Annotated in this window: 22 protein-coding genes and 1 pseudogene; 14 read left to right on the plus strand and 9 right to left on the minus strand. The window is 63.8% G+C overall.

Translation table 11 applies throughout. The features are described from left to right. Positions 1-48 precede the first annotated feature (48 nt). Complete coding sequence (locus tag AC0WRY_RS32140; protein ID WP_491122384.1) at positions 49-933, minus strand: dihydrodipicolinate synthase family protein; 885 nt, start codon at positions 931-933, stop codon at positions 49-51. Between the two features lie 178 nt (positions 934-1111). Here AC0WRY_RS32140 and AC0WRY_RS32145 point away from each other — a divergent pair, with 178 nt between their 5' ends. Together AC0WRY_RS32145 and AC0WRY_RS32150 are read left to right on the plus strand one after the other, a co-directional pair. Continuing rightward, a complete protein-coding gene (locus AC0WRY_RS32145; protein WP_491122385.1) occupies positions 1112-2524 on the plus strand; it encodes an FAD-binding oxidoreductase in 1413 nt (470 codons plus the stop codon). A gap of 9 nt (positions 2525-2533) precedes the next feature. Continuing rightward, positions 2534-3214: a GntR family transcriptional regulator gene (locus AC0WRY_RS32150; protein WP_491122386.1), complete on the plus strand. Its 681-nt coding sequence runs from the start codon at positions 2534-2536 to the stop codon at positions 3212-3214. A gap of 6 nt (positions 3215-3220) precedes the next feature. Here the strand turns inward: AC0WRY_RS32150 and AC0WRY_RS32155 are convergent, their stop codons facing one another. From AC0WRY_RS32155 to AC0WRY_RS32165, 3 genes are all read right to left on the minus strand, one after another. Continuing rightward, a complete protein-coding gene (locus AC0WRY_RS32155; RefSeq protein WP_194404723.1) occupies positions 3221-3385 on the minus strand; it encodes a hypothetical protein in 165 nt (54 codons plus the stop codon). A gap of 126 nt (positions 3386-3511) precedes the next feature. Continuing rightward, positions 3512-4468: a DMT family transporter gene (locus AC0WRY_RS32160; protein ID WP_491122387.1), complete on the minus strand. Its 957-nt coding sequence runs from the start codon at positions 4466-4468 to the stop codon at positions 3512-3514. Then, entirely contained in the window at positions 4437-4736 is a 300-nt protein-coding gene (locus AC0WRY_RS32165; RefSeq protein WP_491122388.1) for a hypothetical protein, read from the minus strand. Before AC0WRY_RS32165 ends, AC0WRY_RS32160 begins: the two co-directional genes overlap by 32 nt. A 209-nt stretch (positions 4737-4945) precedes the next feature. Here AC0WRY_RS32165 and AC0WRY_RS32170 point away from each other — a divergent pair, with 209 nt between their 5' ends. Then, complete coding sequence (locus AC0WRY_RS32170) at positions 4946-6967, plus strand: YgiQ family radical SAM protein (protein ID WP_259217862.1); 2022 nt, start codon at positions 4946-4948, stop codon at positions 6965-6967. A gap of 15 nt (positions 6968-6982) precedes the next feature. Here AC0WRY_RS32170 and AC0WRY_RS32175 read toward each other — a convergent pair whose 3' ends face one another. Next, a complete protein-coding gene (locus AC0WRY_RS32175) occupies positions 6983-7276 on the minus strand; it encodes a DUF718 domain-containing protein (RefSeq protein ID WP_194404727.1) in 294 nt (97 codons plus the stop codon). A gap of 292 nt (positions 7277-7568) precedes the next feature. Here AC0WRY_RS32175 and AC0WRY_RS32180 point away from each other — a divergent pair, with 292 nt between their 5' ends. From AC0WRY_RS32180 to AC0WRY_RS32190, 3 genes are all read left to right on the plus strand, one after another. Next, positions 7569-8027: an Rrf2 family transcriptional regulator gene (locus tag AC0WRY_RS32180; RefSeq protein WP_194404728.1), complete on the plus strand. Its 459-nt coding sequence runs from the start codon at positions 7569-7571 to the stop codon at positions 8025-8027. 25 nt (positions 8028-8052) lie between these two features. Further along, complete coding sequence (locus tag AC0WRY_RS32185) at positions 8053-8736, plus strand: class I SAM-dependent methyltransferase (RefSeq protein WP_491122389.1); 684 nt, start codon at positions 8053-8055, stop codon at positions 8734-8736. 239 nt (positions 8737-8975) lie between these two features. Next, the gene (locus tag AC0WRY_RS32190; protein ID WP_491122390.1) at positions 8976-9281 is read left to right on the plus strand and encodes a hypothetical protein; all 306 of its coding nucleotides are present in this window, start codon (positions 8976-8978) and stop codon (positions 9279-9281) included. Positions 9282-9440: 159 nt separating this feature from the next. On the opposite strand, the gene AC0WRY_RS32195 is transcribed toward AC0WRY_RS32190, so the two are convergent. Then, positions 9441-10631 (minus strand): sensor histidine kinase, encoded by a 1191-nt coding sequence (locus AC0WRY_RS32195; RefSeq protein ID WP_194404730.1) that lies wholly within the window; start codon positions 10629-10631, stop codon positions 9441-9443. 676 nt (positions 10632-11307) lie between these two features. Here AC0WRY_RS32195 and AC0WRY_RS32200 point away from each other — a divergent pair. The 3 genes from AC0WRY_RS32200 (at position 11308) to AC0WRY_RS32210 (ending at position 13378) form a co-directional block, all read left to right on the plus strand. Then, a complete protein-coding gene (locus AC0WRY_RS32200) occupies positions 11308-11505 on the plus strand; it encodes a hypothetical protein (RefSeq protein WP_491122391.1) in 198 nt (65 codons plus the stop codon). 250 nt (positions 11506-11755) lie between these two features. Then, positions 11756-12229 carry a hypothetical protein gene (locus tag AC0WRY_RS32205; protein WP_491122392.1) on the plus strand — a complete coding sequence of 158 codons (474 nt, stop codon included), beginning with the start codon at positions 11756-11758 and terminating at the stop codon, positions 12227-12229. 126 nt (positions 12230-12355) lie between these two features. Beyond that, positions 12356-13378 (plus strand): LLM class flavin-dependent oxidoreductase, encoded by a 1023-nt coding sequence (locus tag AC0WRY_RS32210; RefSeq protein WP_491122393.1) that lies wholly within the window; start codon positions 12356-12358, stop codon positions 13376-13378. 223 nt (positions 13379-13601) lie between these two features. Here AC0WRY_RS32210 and AC0WRY_RS32215 read toward each other — a convergent pair whose 3' ends face one another. Continuing rightward, positions 13602-14231: an IclR family transcriptional regulator gene (locus AC0WRY_RS32215; RefSeq protein ID WP_491123525.1), complete on the minus strand. Its 630-nt coding sequence runs from the start codon at positions 14229-14231 to the stop codon at positions 13602-13604. A gap of 21 nt (positions 14232-14252) precedes the next feature. Continuing rightward, a pseudogene (locus AC0WRY_RS32220) lies at positions 14253-14414 on the minus strand (helix-turn-helix domain-containing protein); the annotation flags it as partial. Positions 14415-14652: 238 nt separating this feature from the next. Between AC0WRY_RS32220 and modA the strand changes: the two are divergent. Together modA and AC0WRY_RS32230 are read left to right on the plus strand one after the other, a co-directional pair. Then, positions 14653-15429 (plus strand): molybdate ABC transporter substrate-binding protein, encoded by a 777-nt coding sequence (modA, locus tag AC0WRY_RS32225; RefSeq protein ID WP_491122394.1) that lies wholly within the window; start codon positions 14653-14655, stop codon positions 15427-15429. A 131-nt stretch (positions 15430-15560) separates the two neighbouring features. Beyond that, positions 15561-16448 (plus strand): class I SAM-dependent methyltransferase, encoded by an 888-nt coding sequence (locus tag AC0WRY_RS32230; protein ID WP_491122395.1) that lies wholly within the window; start codon positions 15561-15563, stop codon positions 16446-16448. Between the two features lie 238 nt (positions 16449-16686). Here AC0WRY_RS32230 and AC0WRY_RS32235 read toward each other — a convergent pair whose 3' ends face one another. Next, positions 16687-16890, minus strand: coding sequence for a hypothetical protein (locus AC0WRY_RS32235; protein WP_491122396.1), 204 nt, complete (start codon positions 16888-16890; stop codon positions 16687-16689). A gap of 396 nt (positions 16891-17286) precedes the next feature. Here AC0WRY_RS32235 and AC0WRY_RS32240 point away from each other — a divergent pair, with 396 nt between their 5' ends. The 3 genes from AC0WRY_RS32240 to AC0WRY_RS32250 all read left to right on the plus strand — a co-directional run bounded on the left by AC0WRY_RS32240 (position 17287) and on the right by AC0WRY_RS32250 (position 18874). Then, positions 17287-17631, plus strand: a complete 345-nt coding sequence (locus AC0WRY_RS32240) for a DUF1236 domain-containing protein (RefSeq protein ID WP_194404737.1) — start codon at positions 17287-17289, stop codon at positions 17629-17631. A gap of 77 nt (positions 17632-17708) precedes the next feature. Then, positions 17709-18119: a hypothetical protein gene (locus tag AC0WRY_RS32245; protein WP_491122397.1), complete on the plus strand. Its 411-nt coding sequence runs from the start codon at positions 17709-17711 to the stop codon at positions 18117-18119. A 221-nt stretch (positions 18120-18340) separates the two neighbouring features. Beyond that, complete coding sequence (locus tag AC0WRY_RS32250; RefSeq protein ID WP_371746207.1) at positions 18341-18874, plus strand: hypothetical protein; 534 nt, start codon at positions 18341-18343, stop codon at positions 18872-18874. Positions 18875-18948: the final 74 nt, after the last annotated feature.

Consider the following 18948-nt stretch of genomic DNA (forward strand, 5'->3'; position numbering starts at 1 on the left):
CACGCTGCGCGAATTTGCGAAGCAGCGTGCGGCGGAATTTTTGCGCCTTTACGCGGTGGCGGGCGCCGTCAACTCGTCGATCTTGCGCTTCAACGCAGCACCGTCGGACGACGCGCGCAGCGGCGGGCGCACGCGCAGCCAGGCGGCATCGCCGGCCTGTGCCGCGAGGATCGCCTTCAACGTCGCAGTGAAGGAGGCCGTCTTCAGCACGACGTCGATCGCAGCCTGCATCCGCGCTTCGACATCCTTGCCCTCGACCATTCCCTTGACCAGCTCGGGCACGACATTGGCCATGCCGCAAATGGTGCCGGCACCGCCCGCGGCAATCGCGCGGGCGATATCGGCTTCGTTGCCGACGGTGATGGCGAGTTCGGGAGCTGCAGCACGGAACGCCTGGAACTGCTTGAAGTCGCCGCTGGAGTCTTTCAGACCCGCGACCACCTTGCCGTAACGCTTGCGCAAGCTCGCAGCGACGGTCGTGGGGATCGCAACGCCCGACGTCTGCGGGATGTGATAGAGATAGGCGCGCAACCGATCGTCGGCGACGCCGTCGATGATCGCAGCAAAGGCATCCTCGATGCCTTCAGGCGTGACGCTGCGGTCGAAATAGGGCGGCAGCACCAGCACGTGACGCAGGCCGAGGCCGAGCACGGCGCGCGTCAGGGCGATGCTGTCGTTGATGGCAGGGAAGCCGCCGCCGATGCCGATGCGCTCCGGCGCAATGCCGGCCTTGAGCACGGCCTCGATGGTCGCGGTGCGCTCGCTGACATTGAAGGAGGTGCCCTCGCCCGTGGTGCCGAACAGCACGACGCCGTCGACTCCCTTGCCGAACAGCTGCCTGGCGTGGGCCGCGAGCTTTGCCGAATCCACGCTGCCGTCGGACGCCAGCGGCGTCGCCGATGCCACCCAGAACCCGCGAATTGCCTCGGTCATCACACTGCCCTTTGTTTCGATCCCGACCTAAGCCTCTGATCTCTAACGATCTTACGGAGCTGCGCCGAGCCTTGTTTTTGCTTTACTTTTCATCTTGTACCTTACATACAAGAGACACGCAAACTCTTTCCGGCGTCACGGCGCGCATGGGCGCAGCCAAATATTGAGGAGGTCTCGCATGAACATGGTGACCCCCATAGGGCGACCCGACCAATTGCTCGGCGCCCTGCGCGACAAGCTTGGCGCGGCCGCCGTGTTGATCGGCACCGACGTGCCGGCACGCAATTGCAACGACTGGAGCGCGAGCCTGCCGCAGGCGCCGCTGGCGGTGATCCGCCCCGTGGACGCGCAAGGCGTGGCTGATGCGATTGCGACATGCCGGCAGGCGCATCTGCCGTTCGTGCCGCAGGGCGGACTGACCGGACTGTGCCGCGGCGCCTCGCCCGAGGCCGGCTGGGTCGCGATCTCGCTGGAGCGCATGACCGGCATCGAGGAGATCGATCCGGCGTCGATGACGATGACGGTGAAGGCCGGAACGCCGCTGGAGACGATCCAGAAGGCCGCGGACGAGGCCGGCTTCTTCTTCCCGCTCGACCTCGGCTCGCGCGGCTCCTGCGCGATCGGCGGCAATCTCTCGACCAATGCCGGCGGCAACCGCGTGATCCGCTACGGCATGACGCGCGAGCTGGTGCTCGGTCTCGAAGTAGTGCTGCCCGACGGCACCGTCATCACCAGCCTCAACAAGCTGATGAAGAACAATGCGGGCTATGACCTCAAGCATCTCTTCATCGGCTCCGAAGGCACGCTCGGCATCATCACCCGCGTGGTGCTGAAACTGTTTCCGAAGCCGCGCTCGACCATGGCCGCGCTGTGCGCGCTGAAGGATTATGCCGCGGTGGTCGCGCTGCTCGGCGCGGCGCGCAGTGGGCTCGGCCCACTGCTGTCGGCCTTCGAGGTGATGTGGCCGGACTATTGGGACGTGATCACGACACGCGCCGGCGTGAAGCCGCCGGTCGCAGCTAACCAAGGCCTCTACGTGCTGGTGGAAGCGCAAGGCACCGACGAGAGCGTCGACGCGCCGCGCTTCCAGGCCTGGCTCGAAGAGCTGATGGAACGCGGGCTGCTGGCGGATGCCGCCGTGGCGCAGTCGCTGACGCAGACGCAGGCCTTCTGGCGCGTGCGCGACATCTGCGCCGAGTTCGGCCAGGTGCTGGGCCCGCACATCTCCTACGATATCGGTCTTGCCGTGGCGCGGATGGACGAGTTCGCGACGCGCTGCAAGGCGGCGTTGGCCTCCGGCATCAAGGGCTGCGAAAGCGTCTATTACGGCCATATCGGCGACGGCAATCTGCACCTCGTCTCCTGGGTCACCGGCCTTGCCGTCGAGCAGCAGCCGAAGGAAGAGATGGATACGATCATCTACGGCCTAGTGCGCGAGCTCGGCGGCAGCGTCTCGGCCGAGCACGGCATCGGCACCATCAAGAAGAAATGGCTGGGACATGCCCGGAGCGAGGCCGAGATCGCGCTGATGCGAACGCTGAAAGCGGCGCTCGATCCCGACCAATTGCTCAATCCCGGCAAGGTGGTCTGAGACAGGCAGATGCGCTCGCTCAAGCTCGATACGCCGAAATCGCTGTCGCAGCGGGTGATACAGCGGCTGCGGCAGGCGATCATCGACGGCGAGTTCGCGCTGGGGGCCGCGATCTCAGAGGAGATGGTGGCGAATTCCTTCGGCGTCAGCCGCACGCCGGTGCGCGAGGCCATGGGACAATTGCAGGCGCAAGGCCTCGTGGTGATCCGCCCGCAGGTCGGCAGTTTCGTCTTTACGCCGAGTGCGGAAGATATCAATGCGCTCTGCACCTTCCGCATCGCGCTCGAACCCAGGGCCGCCGAGCTCGCCTGTCGCCACGACCGCGACGGTGCGATCGCCGCGATGAGCGAGGCGATCGCGGCGATGGAGCCGGCGGTCGCGGCCAAGGACAACATCGCCTATGGCCGCGCCGATGCCGCCTTTCACGAGGCGCTGTTCACCCATTGCGGCAACCGCTACCTCGCCGAATCCTATCAGCTGGTCTCGGGGCGCGTCGCCGCGCTCCGCACCAATCTGACCTCGCCGATCGACGTGCGCACCCGCACCTCGTTCGACGAGCATCGCAAGCTGCTCGATCTGTTCGCACGCGGCGAGCTGGCCGCCTTCGAGGAATTGATGACCACGCACATCACCAATTCGGGGCTGGTCTATGCCAGGGCTTTGAAGGTCGAGACATCTGAGGTGGATTGAGCGCGGCTATTTCGCGTCCTTCGATCCCGGCCGGTCCAGGAAATCCAGCGCGGTGTTGATCTGATCGAGCTGGTGCTCGATCTTGTCGCGATCCTCGACCGACGGCGCCTTTTCGAGCTGCTCCACGAGCTTCTGCTTCCGCAACAGCAGGTTCTCTATGACTGTACTCACAGCTCCCCCAGCGCCAGAGGCGAACGTTGCGAGCGCGCGCGAGCCGGGCCCGCCGCAACACCTCCATCAGAATGTTCACGAGACCGGATGGTTCCTGCGGATGAACCGGCACGCGTGCGGATGGAACTAGCGGCGCAGGCTGGCCCAGACTCCGCCCAGGATCAGCAGGCCGCCGAAGAGATGGATCAGCTTCGGCGGTTCGCCGAGGATGGCAAAAGACAGCAGCGCGCTCGCGATCGGCCCGAGATAGAGCACGAGCGAGGTCCGCACCGAGCCGAACTTTCCGCCGAGCCAGGCAAAGCCGGCGTAAGCGAGCAGGCCGGGAACGATCCCGGCGAAGACATAGGCCGAGAACGCCTTGGTGCTGAAGACCTGAGCGGGCATCGCCCACATCTCCATGGCCGCCAGCGGCAGCGAGAACAGGGCGCCGGCGCCGGAGAACAGGCTGATGCGTGCCAGCAGCGAGGCCCTTGGCGCGGCGCGCGATTGCAACAGCGTGTAGCCGGACCAGCCGAGCATGGCGATCACGACGAGGCCGTCGCCTGCCGCGGTCTGAAGCTCGATCAGCGTCTGCGGATGGCCGCCGGAGATGATCAGCAGCGCGCCCGCGAGCGCGAGCGCCGTGCCGAGCCATTGCAGCGGACCGACATGCTCGATGCCGCGCAGGGCCGAAATCAGCAGCACTGTGATCGGCGACAGCGCCATGATCAGCGCGATGTGGATCGCCGTCGTCGATACGCCGGCGGCATAAACCGGGCCGCCGCACAGGAACATGCCCATGAATCCGGCAGCGAGGATGGGCCAGATGTTCCCGGCCAGCGGCACGCGGCCATCGCGGATCTCCTTGAGCGCGATCGGCGCGAGCCCGATGGCGACGATGCTCCAGCGGAAGAAGGCGAGCGCGAAGGGCGGGACCGAGCCGGCAAGTCCGCGCGCCAGAATCTGATTGGAGGCCTGCGCGGTCGCCACCAGGATGAAGCCGATCAGCGCGATCGCGCCGAGCCAGGCGTGCGTGGACGGTGATGCACCGGTGCTCGCGTCACGACCGCCGTCAGAGGTTTCCTTGCCCGTTCCCTTGCCCATGGATCAATCGGATATCCGATGTCCGCCGCGGTGAGAACCCCGACGACGGCTCGTCCATATGCATATGCGGCACGCGCACCATTCCGGGAGGGGCGGAGATGCTCGCGAGCAGCACCGGCACGACGGGGGTACGGGTGACCGAGACCGAGAACACCGCGAGCAGCGCGCACAGCATGCAGAGCCTCATCCGCACCGTCCGGCGATCGGTGATCGGCAGGAACAGGAAAAACAACATCGCCAGGATCAGCAGCGCATCGACCAGAAACATTGGGGCTCTCCTTGAGGGCTGGAGGGAGCATGACGCGACGGCACCGGCTGGTATGTGGACGGCGTCACACACCTGCCGCCGCGGGTCGGGGAGGAGACGGCAGGCGCTCGCGAACCCGTTAACGCACCGCATGGGGCGGCTCGGGAACCGCCATCTTTCACGCGTCCGTCGGTTGTATTCGCAGGCCCGGAGTCCTATGCCTACGCCCCATGGACACCCAGATCATCACCGCCGCAAAGCCCCTGATGGCGCACGCCCAAAAGCGCAAGCCGGCGCCGTTCCTCCCCATGAGCCGCGCCGAAATGGACGCGCTCGGCTGGGACGCCTGCGACATCGTGCTGGTGACCGGGGATGCCTATGTCGACCATCCCAGTTTCGGCATGGCGATCATCGGCCGATTGCTGGAGGCGCAGGGCTTTCGGGTCGGCATCATCTCGCAGCCCGACTGGCACTCGGCCGAACCGTTCAAGGCCTTGGGCAAGCCAAAGGTCTTCTTCGGCGTCACCGGCGGCAACATGGATTCCATGGTCAACCGCTACACGGCGGACCGCCGCATCCGTAGCGACGATGCCTATACGGCGGGCGGCGAAGGCGGCAAGCGGCCGGACCGCTGCACCGTCGTCTACGCCCAGCGCTGCCGCGAGGCGTTCAAGGACGTGCCGATCGTGCTCGGCGGCATCGAGGCCTCGCTGCGCCGGATCGCACATTACGACTATTGGTCCGACAAGGTGCGCCGCTCGGTGCTGGCCGACGCCAAAGCAGACCTCCTGCTGTACGGCAATGCCGAGCGCGCCGTGGTCGAAGTCGCGCAGCGGCTCGCCGCGGGTGAAGCGCCGCGCGCGCTCGACGACATCCGCGGCGTCGCGCTGTTCCGGAAAGTCCCGGAGGATTACACCGAGCTGCACGCCGACGATCTCGATTCCGCCGACGAGGGCGCGACGCGCCAAAAGGGCGCGACCGTGATCCGGCTGCCGGCGCTGGAGCAGGTCGAGCAGGACAAGGAAGCCTATGCGCGGGCCTCACGCGTGCTGCATCGGGAGAGCAACCCCGGCAATGCGCGGCCGCTGGTGCAGCGCCATGGCGACCGCGACCTCTGGCTCAACCCGCCGCCGATCCCGCTGAGCAGCGAGGAGATGGACGCGGTCTACGATCTGCCCTACGCCCGCGCGCCGCATCCGTCCTATGGCGATGCGAAGATCCCGGCCTGGGACATGATCAAGTTCTCGGTGACGATCATGCGCGGCTGTTTCGGCGGCTGCACCTTCTGCTCGATCACCGAGCACGAAGGCCGCATCATCCAGAACCGCTCCGAAGGTTCTATTTTGCGCGAGATCGAAAAAATCCGCGACAAGACGCCCGGCTTCACCGGCGTGATCTCCGACATCGGCGGCCCCACCGCCAACATGTACCGGATGGCCTGCAAGGATCCGAAGGTAGAAGCGGCGTGCCGGCGTCCGTCCTGCGTCTTCCCCGAGATCTGCCCGAACCTCAACACCTCGCATGACGATCTCATCAGGCTCTATCGCAAGGTGCGCGAGACCAAAGGCATCAAGAAGGTGATGGTCGCCTCCGGCGTGCGCTACGACCTCGCGGTCGAGAGCCCGGAATACATCAAGGAGCTCGTCACCCATCACGTCGGCGGCTATTTGAAGATCGCGCCTGAGCATACCGAGCGCGGCCCGCTCGACAAGATGATGAAGCCGGGCATCGGCGCCTACAACAAGTTCAAGCGGATGTTCGACGAAGCCGCTGAACGCGCCGGCAAGAAATATTACCTGATCCCCTATTTCATCGCGGCGCATCCGGGCACGACCGACGAGGACATGATGAACCTCGCGCTGTGGCTCAAGAAGAACCGCTATCGCGCCGATCAGGTGCAGACCTTCCTGCCCTCGCCGATGGCGACGGCGACCGCGATGTATCACACCGGCGTCAATCCCTTGCGCGGCGTGCGGCACGGCGGCAGCGACAAGGTCGAGGCGATCAAGGGCCTGCGCCAGCGCCGGCTGCACAAGGCATTCCTGCGCTACCACGATCCTGATAATTGGCCGGTGCTGCGCGAGGCCTTGATCGAGATGGGTCGCCGCGACCTGATCGGCTCGCAGCCGCATCAGCTCGTCCCCGCGCACCAGCCGCCCGGTACCGGCAAGGCCGCCGGCACGCGGCGGCCGGTGCGGCCGGGCGACAAGGCGCAGCGGTTCACGACCAAGGGTCTGCGGGTCATGAAGTAGCGGTTGGCGCGGCTCCTAAAGAGCCAGCACCACCTCACCCGACACCGCATCGGTCACGCCGCGGCCGTTGCCCTGGTCCTCGAGCACCGACCTGAAACTGTCGAGCGTCTTGATCATCGCCGGACGCGCCGCGATCATCGCGTCCTGACTTGACCAGGTGCCGATCAGGCAGAAGGTCTGCTCGCCGGTCTTGATGATGACGCCATGCTCGAGGCCCGGCCATTTCGCCTTGCCGTTCCGGTGCGCGTCGAGGAAGGCGGCTTCCTCGCCCTGCTTCACCCTGAACTTCACCACATTGTAAACCTGCATGACGCGCCTCCAAAAAAATGGATGAATGAAAACGGCGCCGCGCGAGGTGACGGACGAAAAGTCCACGCGGTGCCTGGCCGATTGTTGTCCCGGCGCGCGACGGCGTCACCGTGACAAATCGGCATGGCGGTGTCGGTCTTCATGCCTGCCGAAACAAAAAGCCGAAAACAACCCCATGCACAGTAGCCGGCATGAGCGGAATCAATGGGTTAGCGCGTAGCAAAATTGGGAGAACGTCATAGGGCCTTGGCAGCGATTGACATTTGAGCTATCACGCAACATATAAAGTTACATGAAACGAGATTCCCGACTGTCCGGCGTGCTCCATGTGCTCTTGCACATGACGCAACACCCCGGCCCGTTTACGTCCGAGACGCTGGCGAAAGCCATGGACACCAACCCCGTGGTGATCCGCCGCATCATGGCGGGCCTGCGCGACCTCGGTTACGTCCACTCCGAGAAAGGCCATGGCGGCGGCTGGACGCTGGCGTGCGACCTCTCGAAGGTGACGCTGCGCGACGTCTATGCCGCGCTTGGCAGCCCGGCGTTGCTGGCGATGGGCAATCGCACGGAAGCGCCGGGTTGCCTGGTCGAGAAGGCCGTCAACGCCGCGCTCGATCAAGCCTTTGCCGATGCGGAAGCGCTGCTGCTGTCGCGGCTCGGCGAGGTGACCCTGGCGATGCTGAGCGAGGATTTTCGCAAGCGCCTCGGCTCCCGCAAGCTTCAAGGCATCAGCGCACATCACGCCTGATGCCGGCCTAGCCAAGGACAACGCAATGACCAGCATTCAAGATATGTTCTCCGATCCGCAAGCCGTGGCGACCTACACCGAGGGACCGCCGCGCTTCGTTCCCGGCTACAATTCCATGCTGTCGATGGCGACGATCCTGCTGGCCGAGCGCGCGCGTGAGGATGCACGGATCCTCGTGCTCGGCGCCGGCGGCGGCCTCGAGTTGAAGACGTTTGCGCAGGCGCAGCCCGCCTGGCGTTTCGAGGGCGTGGATCCGTCCGCGGCGATGCTGGCGCTCGCACGGAAGACCCTGGGCCCACTCGCATCGCGCGCACATCTTCATCAAGGCTATATCGACGACGCGCCGCAGGGGCCGTTCGACGGTGCGAGCTGCCTGCTCACCCTGCACTTCGTGGACGTCACGGAGCGACGCCGCATTGCCTCGGAAATCCGCCGACGGCTCAAGCCGGGCGCGCCCTTCGTGGTCGCGCATTTGAGCGCGCCCGACGGCGAGGAGGAACGCCCGCGATGGCTGTCGCGGTACTCCGCGTTCCTCGCTTTCTCCGGCGTCGAGCCCGACAAGGCGGCAGCCGCGCGGGACGCCGTCACCAACCATCTGGACATCCTCACGCCCGCGCAGGACGAAGCGGTTTTGCGCGACGCCGGCTTCGCCGAGCCGACCCTGTTCTACACCGGCTTCACGTTCCGCGGTTGGGTGGCCTACGCGTGAGGCGGCACGGCTTTGTCATCTCTGCAGGGATGCAACCGCTGAAGCGATCCTGCCTCGGGACATGAACCGATTGCGAAGCGTTATCTGCGGGAAGACCGAATTCATCGGTGTTCATGAAAGCAGCCGATCCAAGCGAACACACACGTTTTTCCGCGCAGGAGTTTCTTCATGGGCTCACGGAACCATTGTTCCTCGAGTCCATTGGCTCACTGACACAAGCTTCATTCAGGAGATACTTCATGAGAATATTCACAGTCTTGGCCGCCGCAGCCGGCACCCTCATGGTAACGGCTGCTTCGGCAGCACCGCTTACCCTCAGCACGTCGTCCGCGCCGGAAAGCAACCTTCAAAACGTTCGCATGGTGTGCAACGAAGACGGACGGTGCTGGCGCGGGCGCAGCGAAAGACGCGTCATCATCCGCGAAGGCCGCGATGCCTACGGATATGCACCGCGTGAGCGCTACATCGAGCGGCGTGGCTATGAGGAACGCAGCGGCGTTGGCTTCCGTGCTCCGGGCGTAAGTGTCGGAATCGGCACCTACTGAGCGGCGAAGCGAGTGGATTCAAGAGGCCGCGGTGCAAACCGCGGCCTTTTTGTTTGATTCTCAGGCGATCGGCGAGCCAAGCAGCGCCGGCCCAGCTGGGCAAGCCAGGGTATCGGACGCTTTCGACAGAGCTCGCGCACGGCTCGAACCAAAGCCAGCTCACGCGACCGTGGCGATCGAGCCGAGTGGCACGTCCAAAGCGTAAACGAATCCGTCCCGTTCATATGCGAGGCTTACCTGTCCGGTCAGTTGCTGACCGAGAGACCCCATCATCCGGGTGCCGAAACTCCGGCGTGTTGGCGGTTCGACCGGGGGACCGCCCCTTTCGGTCCAGACAAGGCGAAGCCTTTGCTTCGCCTCATCAATCGCCCACGAAATCTCGACGCGGCCTGTCGGGACCGACAGCGCGCCGAACTTGGTGGTGTTGGTGCACAGTTCGTTGAACGTCATCGCAAGCGCAATGACGGCAACGGAGGTAATCCGGATATCCGGTCCATTGAAGTGGAAGCGTCGGTCTCCCTGACTGTCGTAGGGCTCCGTTGCGCTACTCAGCGTGTGGGTCAGGCTCGCATCGGCCCAACTCACCTGCATCAAGAGATCATGGGCTCGCCCCAATGCGAGCAGCCTGCCCTCCATGGCCTTCTGTCCATGCTCGATACTCGGCGCTCCGCGGAAGCTCTGGGACGCGATCGCACTCACCATCGCAAGCGTATTCTTGACGCGATGATGCAGCTCTCCGAGAATCAGCTTCTGCAGCTTGTCTGCGGCGCTTCGCTGCTCGGCATCGATACCGGCCTGAACGATCATAGCCTGTGCGTCGATCTCGGCCTGTTCGAGCAGCAAGCGAAGGCTGTCGTTCTCGGCAGACAGGGAAGCCTCCTGCTCCGACCGGGAGGTGGGCGCAGCGGTCCGCGCGGCGTCAAATATCCTGCTTGGCGTCCAGTCGCCTGCCGTCGGAACGATCTGCAAAGCACCCGCGCCGACCATGGCCTGCAACTCGGTGATCATTTGCTCGACACCGAGCGGTTTACCGAAAAACCTGCTGTCCGCTGGCCGTTCCGCCTCGGACGGCTTCACTTGGCCGGACACCAGAATGATCTTGATCGAGGGCCAGCGCTCGTGCACCGCATGGGCGAGCTTGAGGCCATCGATGCTGCCGGGCATCTGAATGTCGGTCAGCAGCAGCGAGATGTCCGAGCGGGACTCCAGAACCGAGATTGCCTCGTCGGCATTGATCGCCTCTATGGGACAGAACCCGGCATCCTCCACGATGTCGACCGCACGCATCCGCAGGATCATCTCGTCCTCCACGACGAGGACGTTCGGCACCTGGATTGGATCTGTCGACATGGTGATCTCGCTCTCTCTCGGCGGGCCCGAGCGGTCTCGGCACCCGCGCAATGCTCTAGGCCGATTGCACTTGACCGACGTCCGCACCCATTGCTGCGCTTCTCGAGCGGAGAAGGCGAGCCAATTCGCCTGCGTCAGCGGTATCTCGTCTCGGCGCGACGGTCCGATCACGACCAGGCTGATTGGATGGAAGCACTGGAGGTTGGGCTGATCCCTCAGGCGAGCGGATTGACGGACGACCGATCTATCGCCGGGCAGTCACGAGGCGAGCTTCCTGGATCTTCGTTCCAGCACCGGCGTGTCGCAAGCAGGACGTGGTAAGGTCCGGCCAGACCTGTGCTGAGCAATCCGATGAAGCGGCTTGGATTGCGAGCCGGTCCCCTTTGGCCAGTGCCTGAAGCTCATCCGCCTGCACTTTTGGAGCAAAAGCCGGCAAAGCGATCACCGACGCTCCAAGGAGCACGAAAGCCGCGAGGGATGACAGAGATCCTACCATTTTGTTCTGCTGACTTTTTGTCGTCGACCCTGCCACGTCTGAGGATCCGGCATGACAACAACCATAACGAGATATCGTTCCCCCTTCTCAACTCTGCCGTTTGGCCTTGCTCGTTCCTGTGGCTGCTGCGCCTCGGGTATCCTGCGGAGCGACGCGCGCTGATGCAACAGATCTGAACCATTGGCCCTGCTGATCGTCATCCTCCGTGGAGGACAACAGATGATGGAAGACCAATTGGCGCGCCAGGAGCAGATCGCTTCTCGTTTAGAGCAATCCAAGCGCCTGCTGCGGGCTGCGAAAAGCCCCACGACCACCCAGCGCATTGGGAAGCTGATCAGTGCCCTGGAGCGGGAGCAAGCGGAAGAAAGCGAAAAATAATCACCGCTCGCGGCCGCGAGCCAGCCCCGGATCAGGCTTGCGCCGGCATGGAGCGTCACGGCGTCAGCGGTAGCGGTAGCGGTGGGTCGCAGCTCCCACTCGCCGAACTGAAAGACCCGCCAGCTATCATCAGCACCGCCCCCGTTAACCCTGTCGGCAAATGATCCGCCGCAGGTCGGCAGCCGCCGGCAAAGTTGCCTTATTGGCGCGGAGAATTTTCCGCGGGGCTAACTTGGGTTAGAGGCGCGTGATGCTGAGAATGGCGCTGTTGGGCCTCCTCATCCTGTTGAGTGTGGGAATGCTGTCGGCCATGGAGCTGAGCGCCCCGCCGCGTCGCGCCGCCGCGATCGTCCAGCCGCCCGCCGAAAGCACAGGCATCTCTGCTACGCATGACGCGCTTGAGAAGGGGGATCGCCTCGAAGTCGCCGCCGTAAGCAGCGCGGTGCCGATGGCGCCAACTTCGGTCGGCACCCCCGTTGCTCCGCAGGACGTCCACGTCGGTTCGTCCGCGCCGGCGCCGATCGTCCGTCAGCGAAACAAGCCGAAGCCGGTTGCCACCGCCGAACATCCCAAGCCCAAGCCAAAGCCAAAGCCAACAGCAGCTGTCGTCAAGCCGACAGCCAATATTCAGCGTGCAAAGGCCGCCAGCGAGAGCGAGTCCTGTCGGCTCAAGGCGTTCGGCGGCTTGCTAAAAGCGCTGAACTTGGCCCGCTGCGAAATCTGAGGACTCCGCGAGCACTCCAAGCCTGCCTGCTTGCTTCAAGAGGCACTTAGGGGCGACACGCATTGTCGCCATCTTTCCCTCGGCCAACGTCTCGCAAACTGTTCCGATCATCCCTAAATTGCCCGCATGAAGAAGATCGGATTCCTGTCCTTTGGGCACTGGACGCCCTCGCCGCAATCGCAGACCCGCTCCGCCGGCGACACGCTGCTGCAATCGATCGAGCTTGCGGTTGCGGCCGAGCAGCTCGGGGCCGACGGCGCCTATTTCCGCGTGCATCATTTCGCGCGGCAGCTGGCTTCGCCCTTTCCGCTGCTCGCGGCCGTCGGCGCCAGGACCAGCACGATCGAGATCGGCACGGCCGTGATCGACATGCGCTACGAGAACCCGCTCTACATGGTGGAGGACGCCGGCAGTGCCGACCTCATCGCCGGCGGGCGGCTGCAGCTCGGCATCAGCCGCGGCTCGCCCGAGCAGGTGATCGATGGCTGGCGCTATTTCGGATATCAGCCGGCCGAGGGCCAGAGCGATGCCGACATGGGCCGGCGGCACGCCGAAGTTTTCCTCGACCTCTTGCGCGGCGAAGGCTTCGCCGAGCCCAATCCGCGGCCGATGTTTCCCAATCCGCCGGGCCTCTTGCGCCTCGAGCCGCATGCGCAAGGCCTGCGCGAGCGGATCTGGTGGGGCGCCGGCTCGAATGCGACCGCCATGTGGGCGGCCAAGCTCGGCATGAATTTGCAGAGCTCGACGCTGAAGAACGACGAGACCGGCGAAGCCTTTCATGTGCAGCAGGCCGCACAAATCCGCACCTACCGTGCGGCATGGAAGGAAGCCGGCCACGCCCGCGAGCCCCGCGTGTCCGTCAGCCGCAGCATCTTCGCACTGATGAACGATCGCGACCGCGCCTATTTCGGCGGAGAGCGCGGCGGCGAGGACCAGATCGGCTTCATCGACCCGCAGACCCGCGCGATCTTCGGCCGCTCCTATGCAGGGGACCCTGACGTGCTGATCGAGCAGCTCAAGCAGGACGAAGCCATCGCCGAGGCCGATACGTTGCTGCTGACGATCCCGAACCAGCTCGGCGTCGATTACTGCGCGCATGCGATCGAGGCGATCCTGAAGCACGTCGCGCCTGCGCTGGGGTGGCGTTAAGGCACTGCCGTGCGTTCAGCCTGTTCACGCGAGCCGCGCCCCGGGCCGCTTGCGGGAGGGCTTCTCGCAGGCCGAACTAGGGCGTGTACTCATGAACGTCAGCTTTCGAGGCTTAAGCGGAAGTCGCCCCGCTCGGTCGGCATCGCCTGCTTATGATCCGAACCGGACCTGCCCCCGTATTTGCATTGGCGAAGCCGCCTGGCAAAGCTAACGGCGCGGAGGCTCAGGTTGGCCGCTTGCTGAGTTCAAATTCAACCGCCGCGGCGTGCCTGCGAAGGCAAGCTGCGATCTCCTCGGTGCGTTCGGGCGAGCGCTGCCGCGTTGTTGGCGTTATGGTAAGAGCGCCACGAGCTACGCCACCAGTAGACCGGATGGTCACGGATATGGGGCTTGCGCCAGGAATGAGGGATATCGCGCGACTTGCAAAGCCTTTCGATCGTGCCATTGCGACCTCCTGCAAGATCGCTTCCGTCGACAAATCGTAGCGAGAGAAACGCGATCGGTTCTTGACGAGCACTTCGCGCGCCGCGTCGGGTTGCATGCTGGATAGGATCGCAATTCCGGCATTGGTAACGCCAAGGGGGCGACGTTCACCGACATCCCAAGCGAGCGCCTGGATAGGGTAGCTTCCCAGTTGTCTTGCAACGCAGACCGTCTCAAGGCCCACACGGCGTGTGAAAAAGCCGGTGTCACCGAGTTCACTGACCGCGGCCCGCAGATGAGGGCTAACGATATCGAGGAGGGGATCGCGTATCCGCCGCGACAGCGCCAGCAATGGTACCTGCTCGCCGATCAGATATCGCCGAGAGCCATGTCGCCTCTCGACCATGCCTTCAGCAATCAAGACGTTCAAGATGCGATGTGTCGTTGGGCGGGTTAGTTCCGCCTGTTTCGAAATTTGGGTGAGTCCCAGGCCTGTCTCGCGGGCCGTCGCCAGGATCCGCAACACAGCCACAGCTCTCTGAATACTTTGCGTTCCGCCAGGCTTATCGAGCAATGGGGCGCCGGTGGTATCGCGAGGGCCAGGAGACGTCATGGGATGCGCCTTCAAGAAACGATGTTGCTTCCCGGTGAGGTGCCGACGTTACTGTGGCACAGCTGCTCGTCAGTGTCCACGATGTGGAAACAATCTGCGCTTTTCCATTGCGTCGCACCGGTTTGCGCCAAACTCTGGGCGAAGAACTCGGCGCGGGGAGCCATGAGCGTGCGTCCTGATCATTGGATGATTGCGCATCTCGCCGAAACCGAAACAAAACGTACAAGGGGGAAATGCCATGAACCGGCACGACTTGCTAAGTACATTTGCGGGAGTTGCGATTGGGCTGGTATCGCTCGGCGTTACAGTGGGAGCTGCCGCCAAAGCCGCCGAAGTCAAGCTCCTATCCGCCTCTGCCTTGCATCCCGCGATTGATGCCCTGATCCCGGAGTTTGAAAAATCCTCAGGGTACAAGGTGACGGTCGAGTACGGGACCGCCGGTGCTGTCGCGGAGCGCGTTCTAAAGGGTGAGGCAGCCGACATCATCTTGAGTTCGGTTCAAGCAGTCGGTCGGCTTGAGACGCAAGGCAAGGTCGAGCCTGGGAACCGCATCGTTGTCGCAAAGGTCGGCGTTGGTGCGTTTGTGCGCAAGGGTGCCGCGAAGCCCGATATAAGTTCGGCCGACGCTTTCAAAAGCGCCATGCTGGCCGCAAGATCGATCGCTTATCCCGATCCGGCAGGCGGAGGTGCCAGTGGCATCTACGTGGCCAAATTGCTCGAACGAATGGGGATCGTCGCGGAAATGAAATCCAAGACCAGGCTGTCAACGCTCGAAACACTTTATGCAAGCGTGGCCAACGGCGAGGTCGAGATAGGCTTCAATCAAGTAAGCGAAATCCTGGCTCAGCCGACGGTTGAACTCATTGCCCCGTTGCCGCCGGATATACAGAATTACACCCAGTTCGCCCCCGGGATCATAACCGGCAGCAATCAGGCTGACGCCGCAAAAGCGCTGGTCGCATTCCTGTCCTCGCCTGCCAGCCGGGCCGTTTTGAAGGCTAAAGGCTTTGAATAGTGTCGCGCAGCGTGGAAAGATCCGCTCGGGTTGACGATTATCCGTCAACCTCGTTTCGTGCGCAGCAGTGGCTCGTCTCCTTGACGAATGATGGGGATCCTTCCGGGCGAAGCTAATCCGGTGTGCTGGACTTGAGCAGCGGCGATGCCACGAGCCCTGTACCCGTTGCCGAGATCATCATGCGCGATGGACAACCTAGTCAGACCGCTCAGGGTGCAGCTGCTTATCGTGCCATTCATCAAGACCTGGAGGGCGGAGCGATCTTCAAAGATCCGTTGGCGTCGAGGATATTGGACCAAGAGACAGCCGCTGCCCTAAAGGAGATCGCTGCAAATGACGCGATGCGGCCCTGGCGCCTATTTATCGCAGCGCGCAGCCGGTTTTCCGAGGACACGATGGGCAATTGCATCGCATCCGGCGTCCGACAGGTCGTCGTGCTGGGCGCAGGCCTGGATACCTTCTCGTTGCGAAATCCCTATGCTCATCTCGGCGTTCGCGCTTTCGAGGTCGACCATCCGTCGACACAAAATTGGAAACGCGACCGGATAAAAGCCGCCGGCCTCGCGGAGCCGCCGTCGCTTGTTTTCGCACCGGTAGATTTTGAACGAGAAAGCCTCGCGGAGGGGTTGGCAAGAGCCGGGTTTAAGCTGAATGAGCCGACATTTTTCCAGTGGCTTGGGGTAGTGCCCTATCTGACAAAGGATGCGGTCTCTTCCACATTGAGGTTTATTTCCGAGGTGCCGCGGGCCGCCGTGGTTTTCGACTACGCCGAACCATTCGAGAACTATCCTGTTGAACGCCGCGCTGGCGTCATGGCAACGGCAGAAAGGGCGGCGTCGAGAGGCGAACCCTGGCTCAGCTTTTTTGATCCAATCGAACTGCTGCAACTGCTGCGACGCAAGGCGTTTGATGTGATCGAAGATCTAGGGCTTTCCGAAATCGCGGATCGGTACTACGGCGTCCTGAGGCGAAACATCGTGCTCGGGCCTGGTCCTCACATCGTGCGGGCGCACCGATAGGCCATTGCCCAAGCATAGCTCGGGACCAGTTTCGACTTCCGGTTCTGGCCCAACCCCGGACGGCGTCCCCGATTAATGAGTACCCGCCCAGCCAGCCGCATGGGCCGCGAAAGGACCAGCGATCGATAGAGAGCGAATGACGAAAGGGTGACAATTCGATGATGCCGCCACGCCAAGTGCCGGCGTGACGGGCTCACCGTCCCGTTCGCTCCGCCGAAGCGGAGCAACTCATCCGATGTCACCAAAAGGCGGCGTTCGCGGCCTGCTGGTAGATCATCGCGGCAACGAGGGAGAGCAGCAGGCCTGCGCCTGCAAAAATCGCCAGCACCTTCAGAGTTTCGACGTCGACATTGGTTCGCGTCGCGCGGGATATTGCCCTTGCCAGTGCAGCCATCATCGCCAGCTCCGAACCGGGCCGCGCGGCAGGCGGGGCCTGCTTCATCTAACGTCATTGGCGCGGTTTGCGTGTGAAGCAGATTACAAGTGAGCTTGCGTTACGAAGGCGCGCCGCGGCTCGATCGCGAAAAAGGCTGCCACCGGCATGATGGTCGGTGCAACCTCGGCTACTTCAAAGCAGGCAGATGACGGGCCCCGGTTCTCCGTCACAGAACCGGGGCCCTTGACGCTCAATGCATATGGCCAATGAGATAGATGCCGCCGCCGACAACCAGGATGGCGGGCACGGCCCAGAGAATCAACACAGGCATTTTCCTCTCCTCCAATCGCTGCTCCCACCGATAAAAACAGGAAAAAGTGGCAAACGTTCCCTCGTCGGCGGAACGGGCAGGTAGATGGCGAGTTCATTGCAGCGCCGCACACAGCGGCGAGGGAGAATGCGATGAAGAAGTTCATACTGATATCGGCCGCCGCTTTGCTCGTGTCGACGAGCGCGATGGCCCAGACCACTGTCGTCACCACGACCGGCGCCGGCCATGGCGCTGCGGTGCAGATCGAGCCGGAATATCGCACCAAGATCCGGTCTTACGTCACCGAGCACAAGATCCGGCCCGTCGAAACGCGCGAGAAGATCGTGATCGGCTCGCCGGTGCCCCGCGACGTCGAGCTCGCGACCGTTCCGAGCGACTGGGGTCCTTCGCTCACCAAGTATCGCTACGTCTATTCGGGCAGCCACGTGATGCTGGTCGATCCCGAGACCCGCATGGTCGTCCAGGAGGTCGACTAACGCCCCGCGCGGCGGGCCGTGGAAGAGCGGCCCGCCGCGTCATCGCACCTTGTTCATTCCCCCCGCGGTCTTCCCTGATGCCCATTGTTCGATACTTTCTGTTTGCAGGCGCATTCGTCGTCGCGCTGCTGTTCGCACTCGATCGCGCTCTGCCACCGCTCGCCGAGAGTTCCGTAGGCCCCGGCGTCGACCGCAGCATCATCCGCATCCACTCCGCACGCGCCTGGCCCGAAAAGATCATCTTCGATACGTCCACAGAGATCGCGACCATGGTCTCATCGCCCCTGCTTGCCACCGAGCGGCGGAACGATTCCAGCCAGGCGTTTGCGATGGCGGCGCCGCAGAAGCCGGAAACGAAGATCACAGCTGCATCTCAGCCGAGCGCCGTTCGAGCAACGAGCTTTCGCGCGAAACGAACGGCGCGTACAGCCGCTGCCCGCCGGCCCTACGAGCGTCAGGTGATGGTCGGCGCATTCTCAGAGAATTGAACTCTGCCCCGGCGCACGTCGCGTTCGTTGCCGCGAGCGTTCAGCGCGGATGAACAACGAATGAATGAGCGAGCGCGGCGCGCGGCCGCGTCGCCGCGGAACTCAGCACGAGCACGAATCTGTGTGTCAGCGTCTTCCGACACAGGAACGTTTGCGCGATTGCCAGTTTATCCCGGGCCTGATTTGGCAATTTGGTTTTTGAAAACCTGGAGGAGAACGACATGAGGATCCTGAAGCTTTCTGCGGCTGCGGCCGCGCTGCTCGCCGGCACGGCGCTCGCCGTTGCGCAATCGAGCTCGACCGTCGGCACCGGCGGTTCGTCGGCGGGCGGCGGCACCAGCAGCTCGACCGTCGGTACCGGCGGATCTTCCGCAGGCGGCAGCGGGTCGGGCTCGGCCTCGACGCTCGGCACCGGCGGCTCGTCGGCCGGCGGCGGCACCAGCAGCTCGAGCGTGGGCACGGGCGGCTCGGCGGCGGGTAGCGGCTCGGGCAGCGGCTCGGCTTCGACACTCGGCACCGGTGGTTCATCGGCCGGCGGCGGCAAGAGCTCGTCCAGCGTCGGCACCGGTGGCTCGGCGGCTGGCAGTGGCTCCAACTCCGCATCGACCGTCGGCACCGGCGGCTCGTCGGCCGGCGACGGCAAGAGCGGCTCGACGGTCGGCGCAGCCGGCTCGTCTGCGGGTCACGCCAGCGACATGGGCATGGAAAAGGGCAAGGGCCACCACAAGGACGAGATGAAGAAGGACAAGAATTGATGCCTTGACCGGGGAGCGGCAGCGATGCCGCTCCTTTGTCTTTGTTGGAGGAGAACTCGCATGAACAGATCAAT

It is taken from the genome of Bradyrhizobium sp. T-12 (assembly GCF_058314695.1).

Excerpts from the sequence above, each read along its gene's own strand:
- AC0WRY_RS32150 (WP_491122386.1), top strand. The coding sequence starts at position 2,534 with ATGCGCTCGCTCAAGCTCGATACGCCGAAATCGCTGTCGCAGCGGGTG.
- AC0WRY_RS32175 (WP_194404727.1), bottom strand. The coding sequence starts at position 7,276 with ATGCAGGTTTACAATGTGGTGAAGTTCAGGGTGAAGCAGGGCGAGGAA.
- AC0WRY_RS32180 (WP_194404728.1), top strand. The coding sequence starts at position 7,569 with ATGAAACGAGATTCCCGACTGTCCGGCGTGCTCCATGTGCTCTTGCAC.
- AC0WRY_RS32140 (WP_491122384.1), bottom strand. The coding sequence starts at position 933 with ATGACCGAGGCAATTCGCGGGTTCTGGGTGGCATCGGCGACGCCGCTG.
- AC0WRY_RS32195 (WP_194404730.1), bottom strand. The coding sequence starts at position 10,631 with ATGTCGACAGATCCAATCCAGGTGCCGAACGTCCTCGTCGTGGAGGAC.
- AC0WRY_RS32165 (WP_491122388.1), bottom strand. The coding sequence starts at position 4,736 with ATGTTTCTGGTCGATGCGCTGCTGATCCTGGCGATGTTGTTTTTCCTG.
- AC0WRY_RS32235 (WP_491122396.1), bottom strand. The coding sequence starts at position 16,890 with ATGAAGCAGGCCCCGCCTGCCGCGCGGCCCGGTTCGGAGCTGGCGATG.
- AC0WRY_RS32210 (WP_491122393.1), top strand. The coding sequence starts at position 12,356 with ATGAAGAAGATCGGATTCCTGTCCTTTGGGCACTGGACGCCCTCGCCG.
- AC0WRY_RS32145 (WP_491122385.1), top strand. The coding sequence starts at position 1,112 with ATGAACATGGTGACCCCCATAGGGCGACCCGACCAATTGCTCGGCGCC.
- modA (WP_491122394.1), top strand. The coding sequence starts at position 14,653 with ATGAACCGGCACGACTTGCTAAGTACATTTGCGGGAGTTGCGATTGGG.
- AC0WRY_RS32245 (WP_491122397.1), top strand. The coding sequence starts at position 17,709 with ATGCCCATTGTTCGATACTTTCTGTTTGCAGGCGCATTCGTCGTCGCG.
- AC0WRY_RS32160 (WP_491122387.1), bottom strand. The coding sequence starts at position 4,468 with ATGGGCAAGGGAACGGGCAAGGAAACCTCTGACGGCGGTCGTGACGCG.
- AC0WRY_RS32240 (WP_194404737.1), top strand. The coding sequence starts at position 17,287 with ATGAAGAAGTTCATACTGATATCGGCCGCCGCTTTGCTCGTGTCGACG.
- AC0WRY_RS32190 (WP_491122390.1), top strand. The coding sequence starts at position 8,976 with ATGAGAATATTCACAGTCTTGGCCGCCGCAGCCGGCACCCTCATGGTA.
- AC0WRY_RS32170 (WP_259217862.1), top strand. The coding sequence starts at position 4,946 with ATGGACACCCAGATCATCACCGCCGCAAAGCCCCTGATGGCGCACGCC.
- AC0WRY_RS32205 (WP_491122392.1), top strand. The coding sequence starts at position 11,756 with ATGCTGAGAATGGCGCTGTTGGGCCTCCTCATCCTGTTGAGTGTGGGA.
- AC0WRY_RS32250 (WP_371746207.1), top strand. The coding sequence starts at position 18,341 with ATGAGGATCCTGAAGCTTTCTGCGGCTGCGGCCGCGCTGCTCGCCGGC.
- AC0WRY_RS32185 (WP_491122389.1), top strand. The coding sequence starts at position 8,053 with ATGACCAGCATTCAAGATATGTTCTCCGATCCGCAAGCCGTGGCGACC.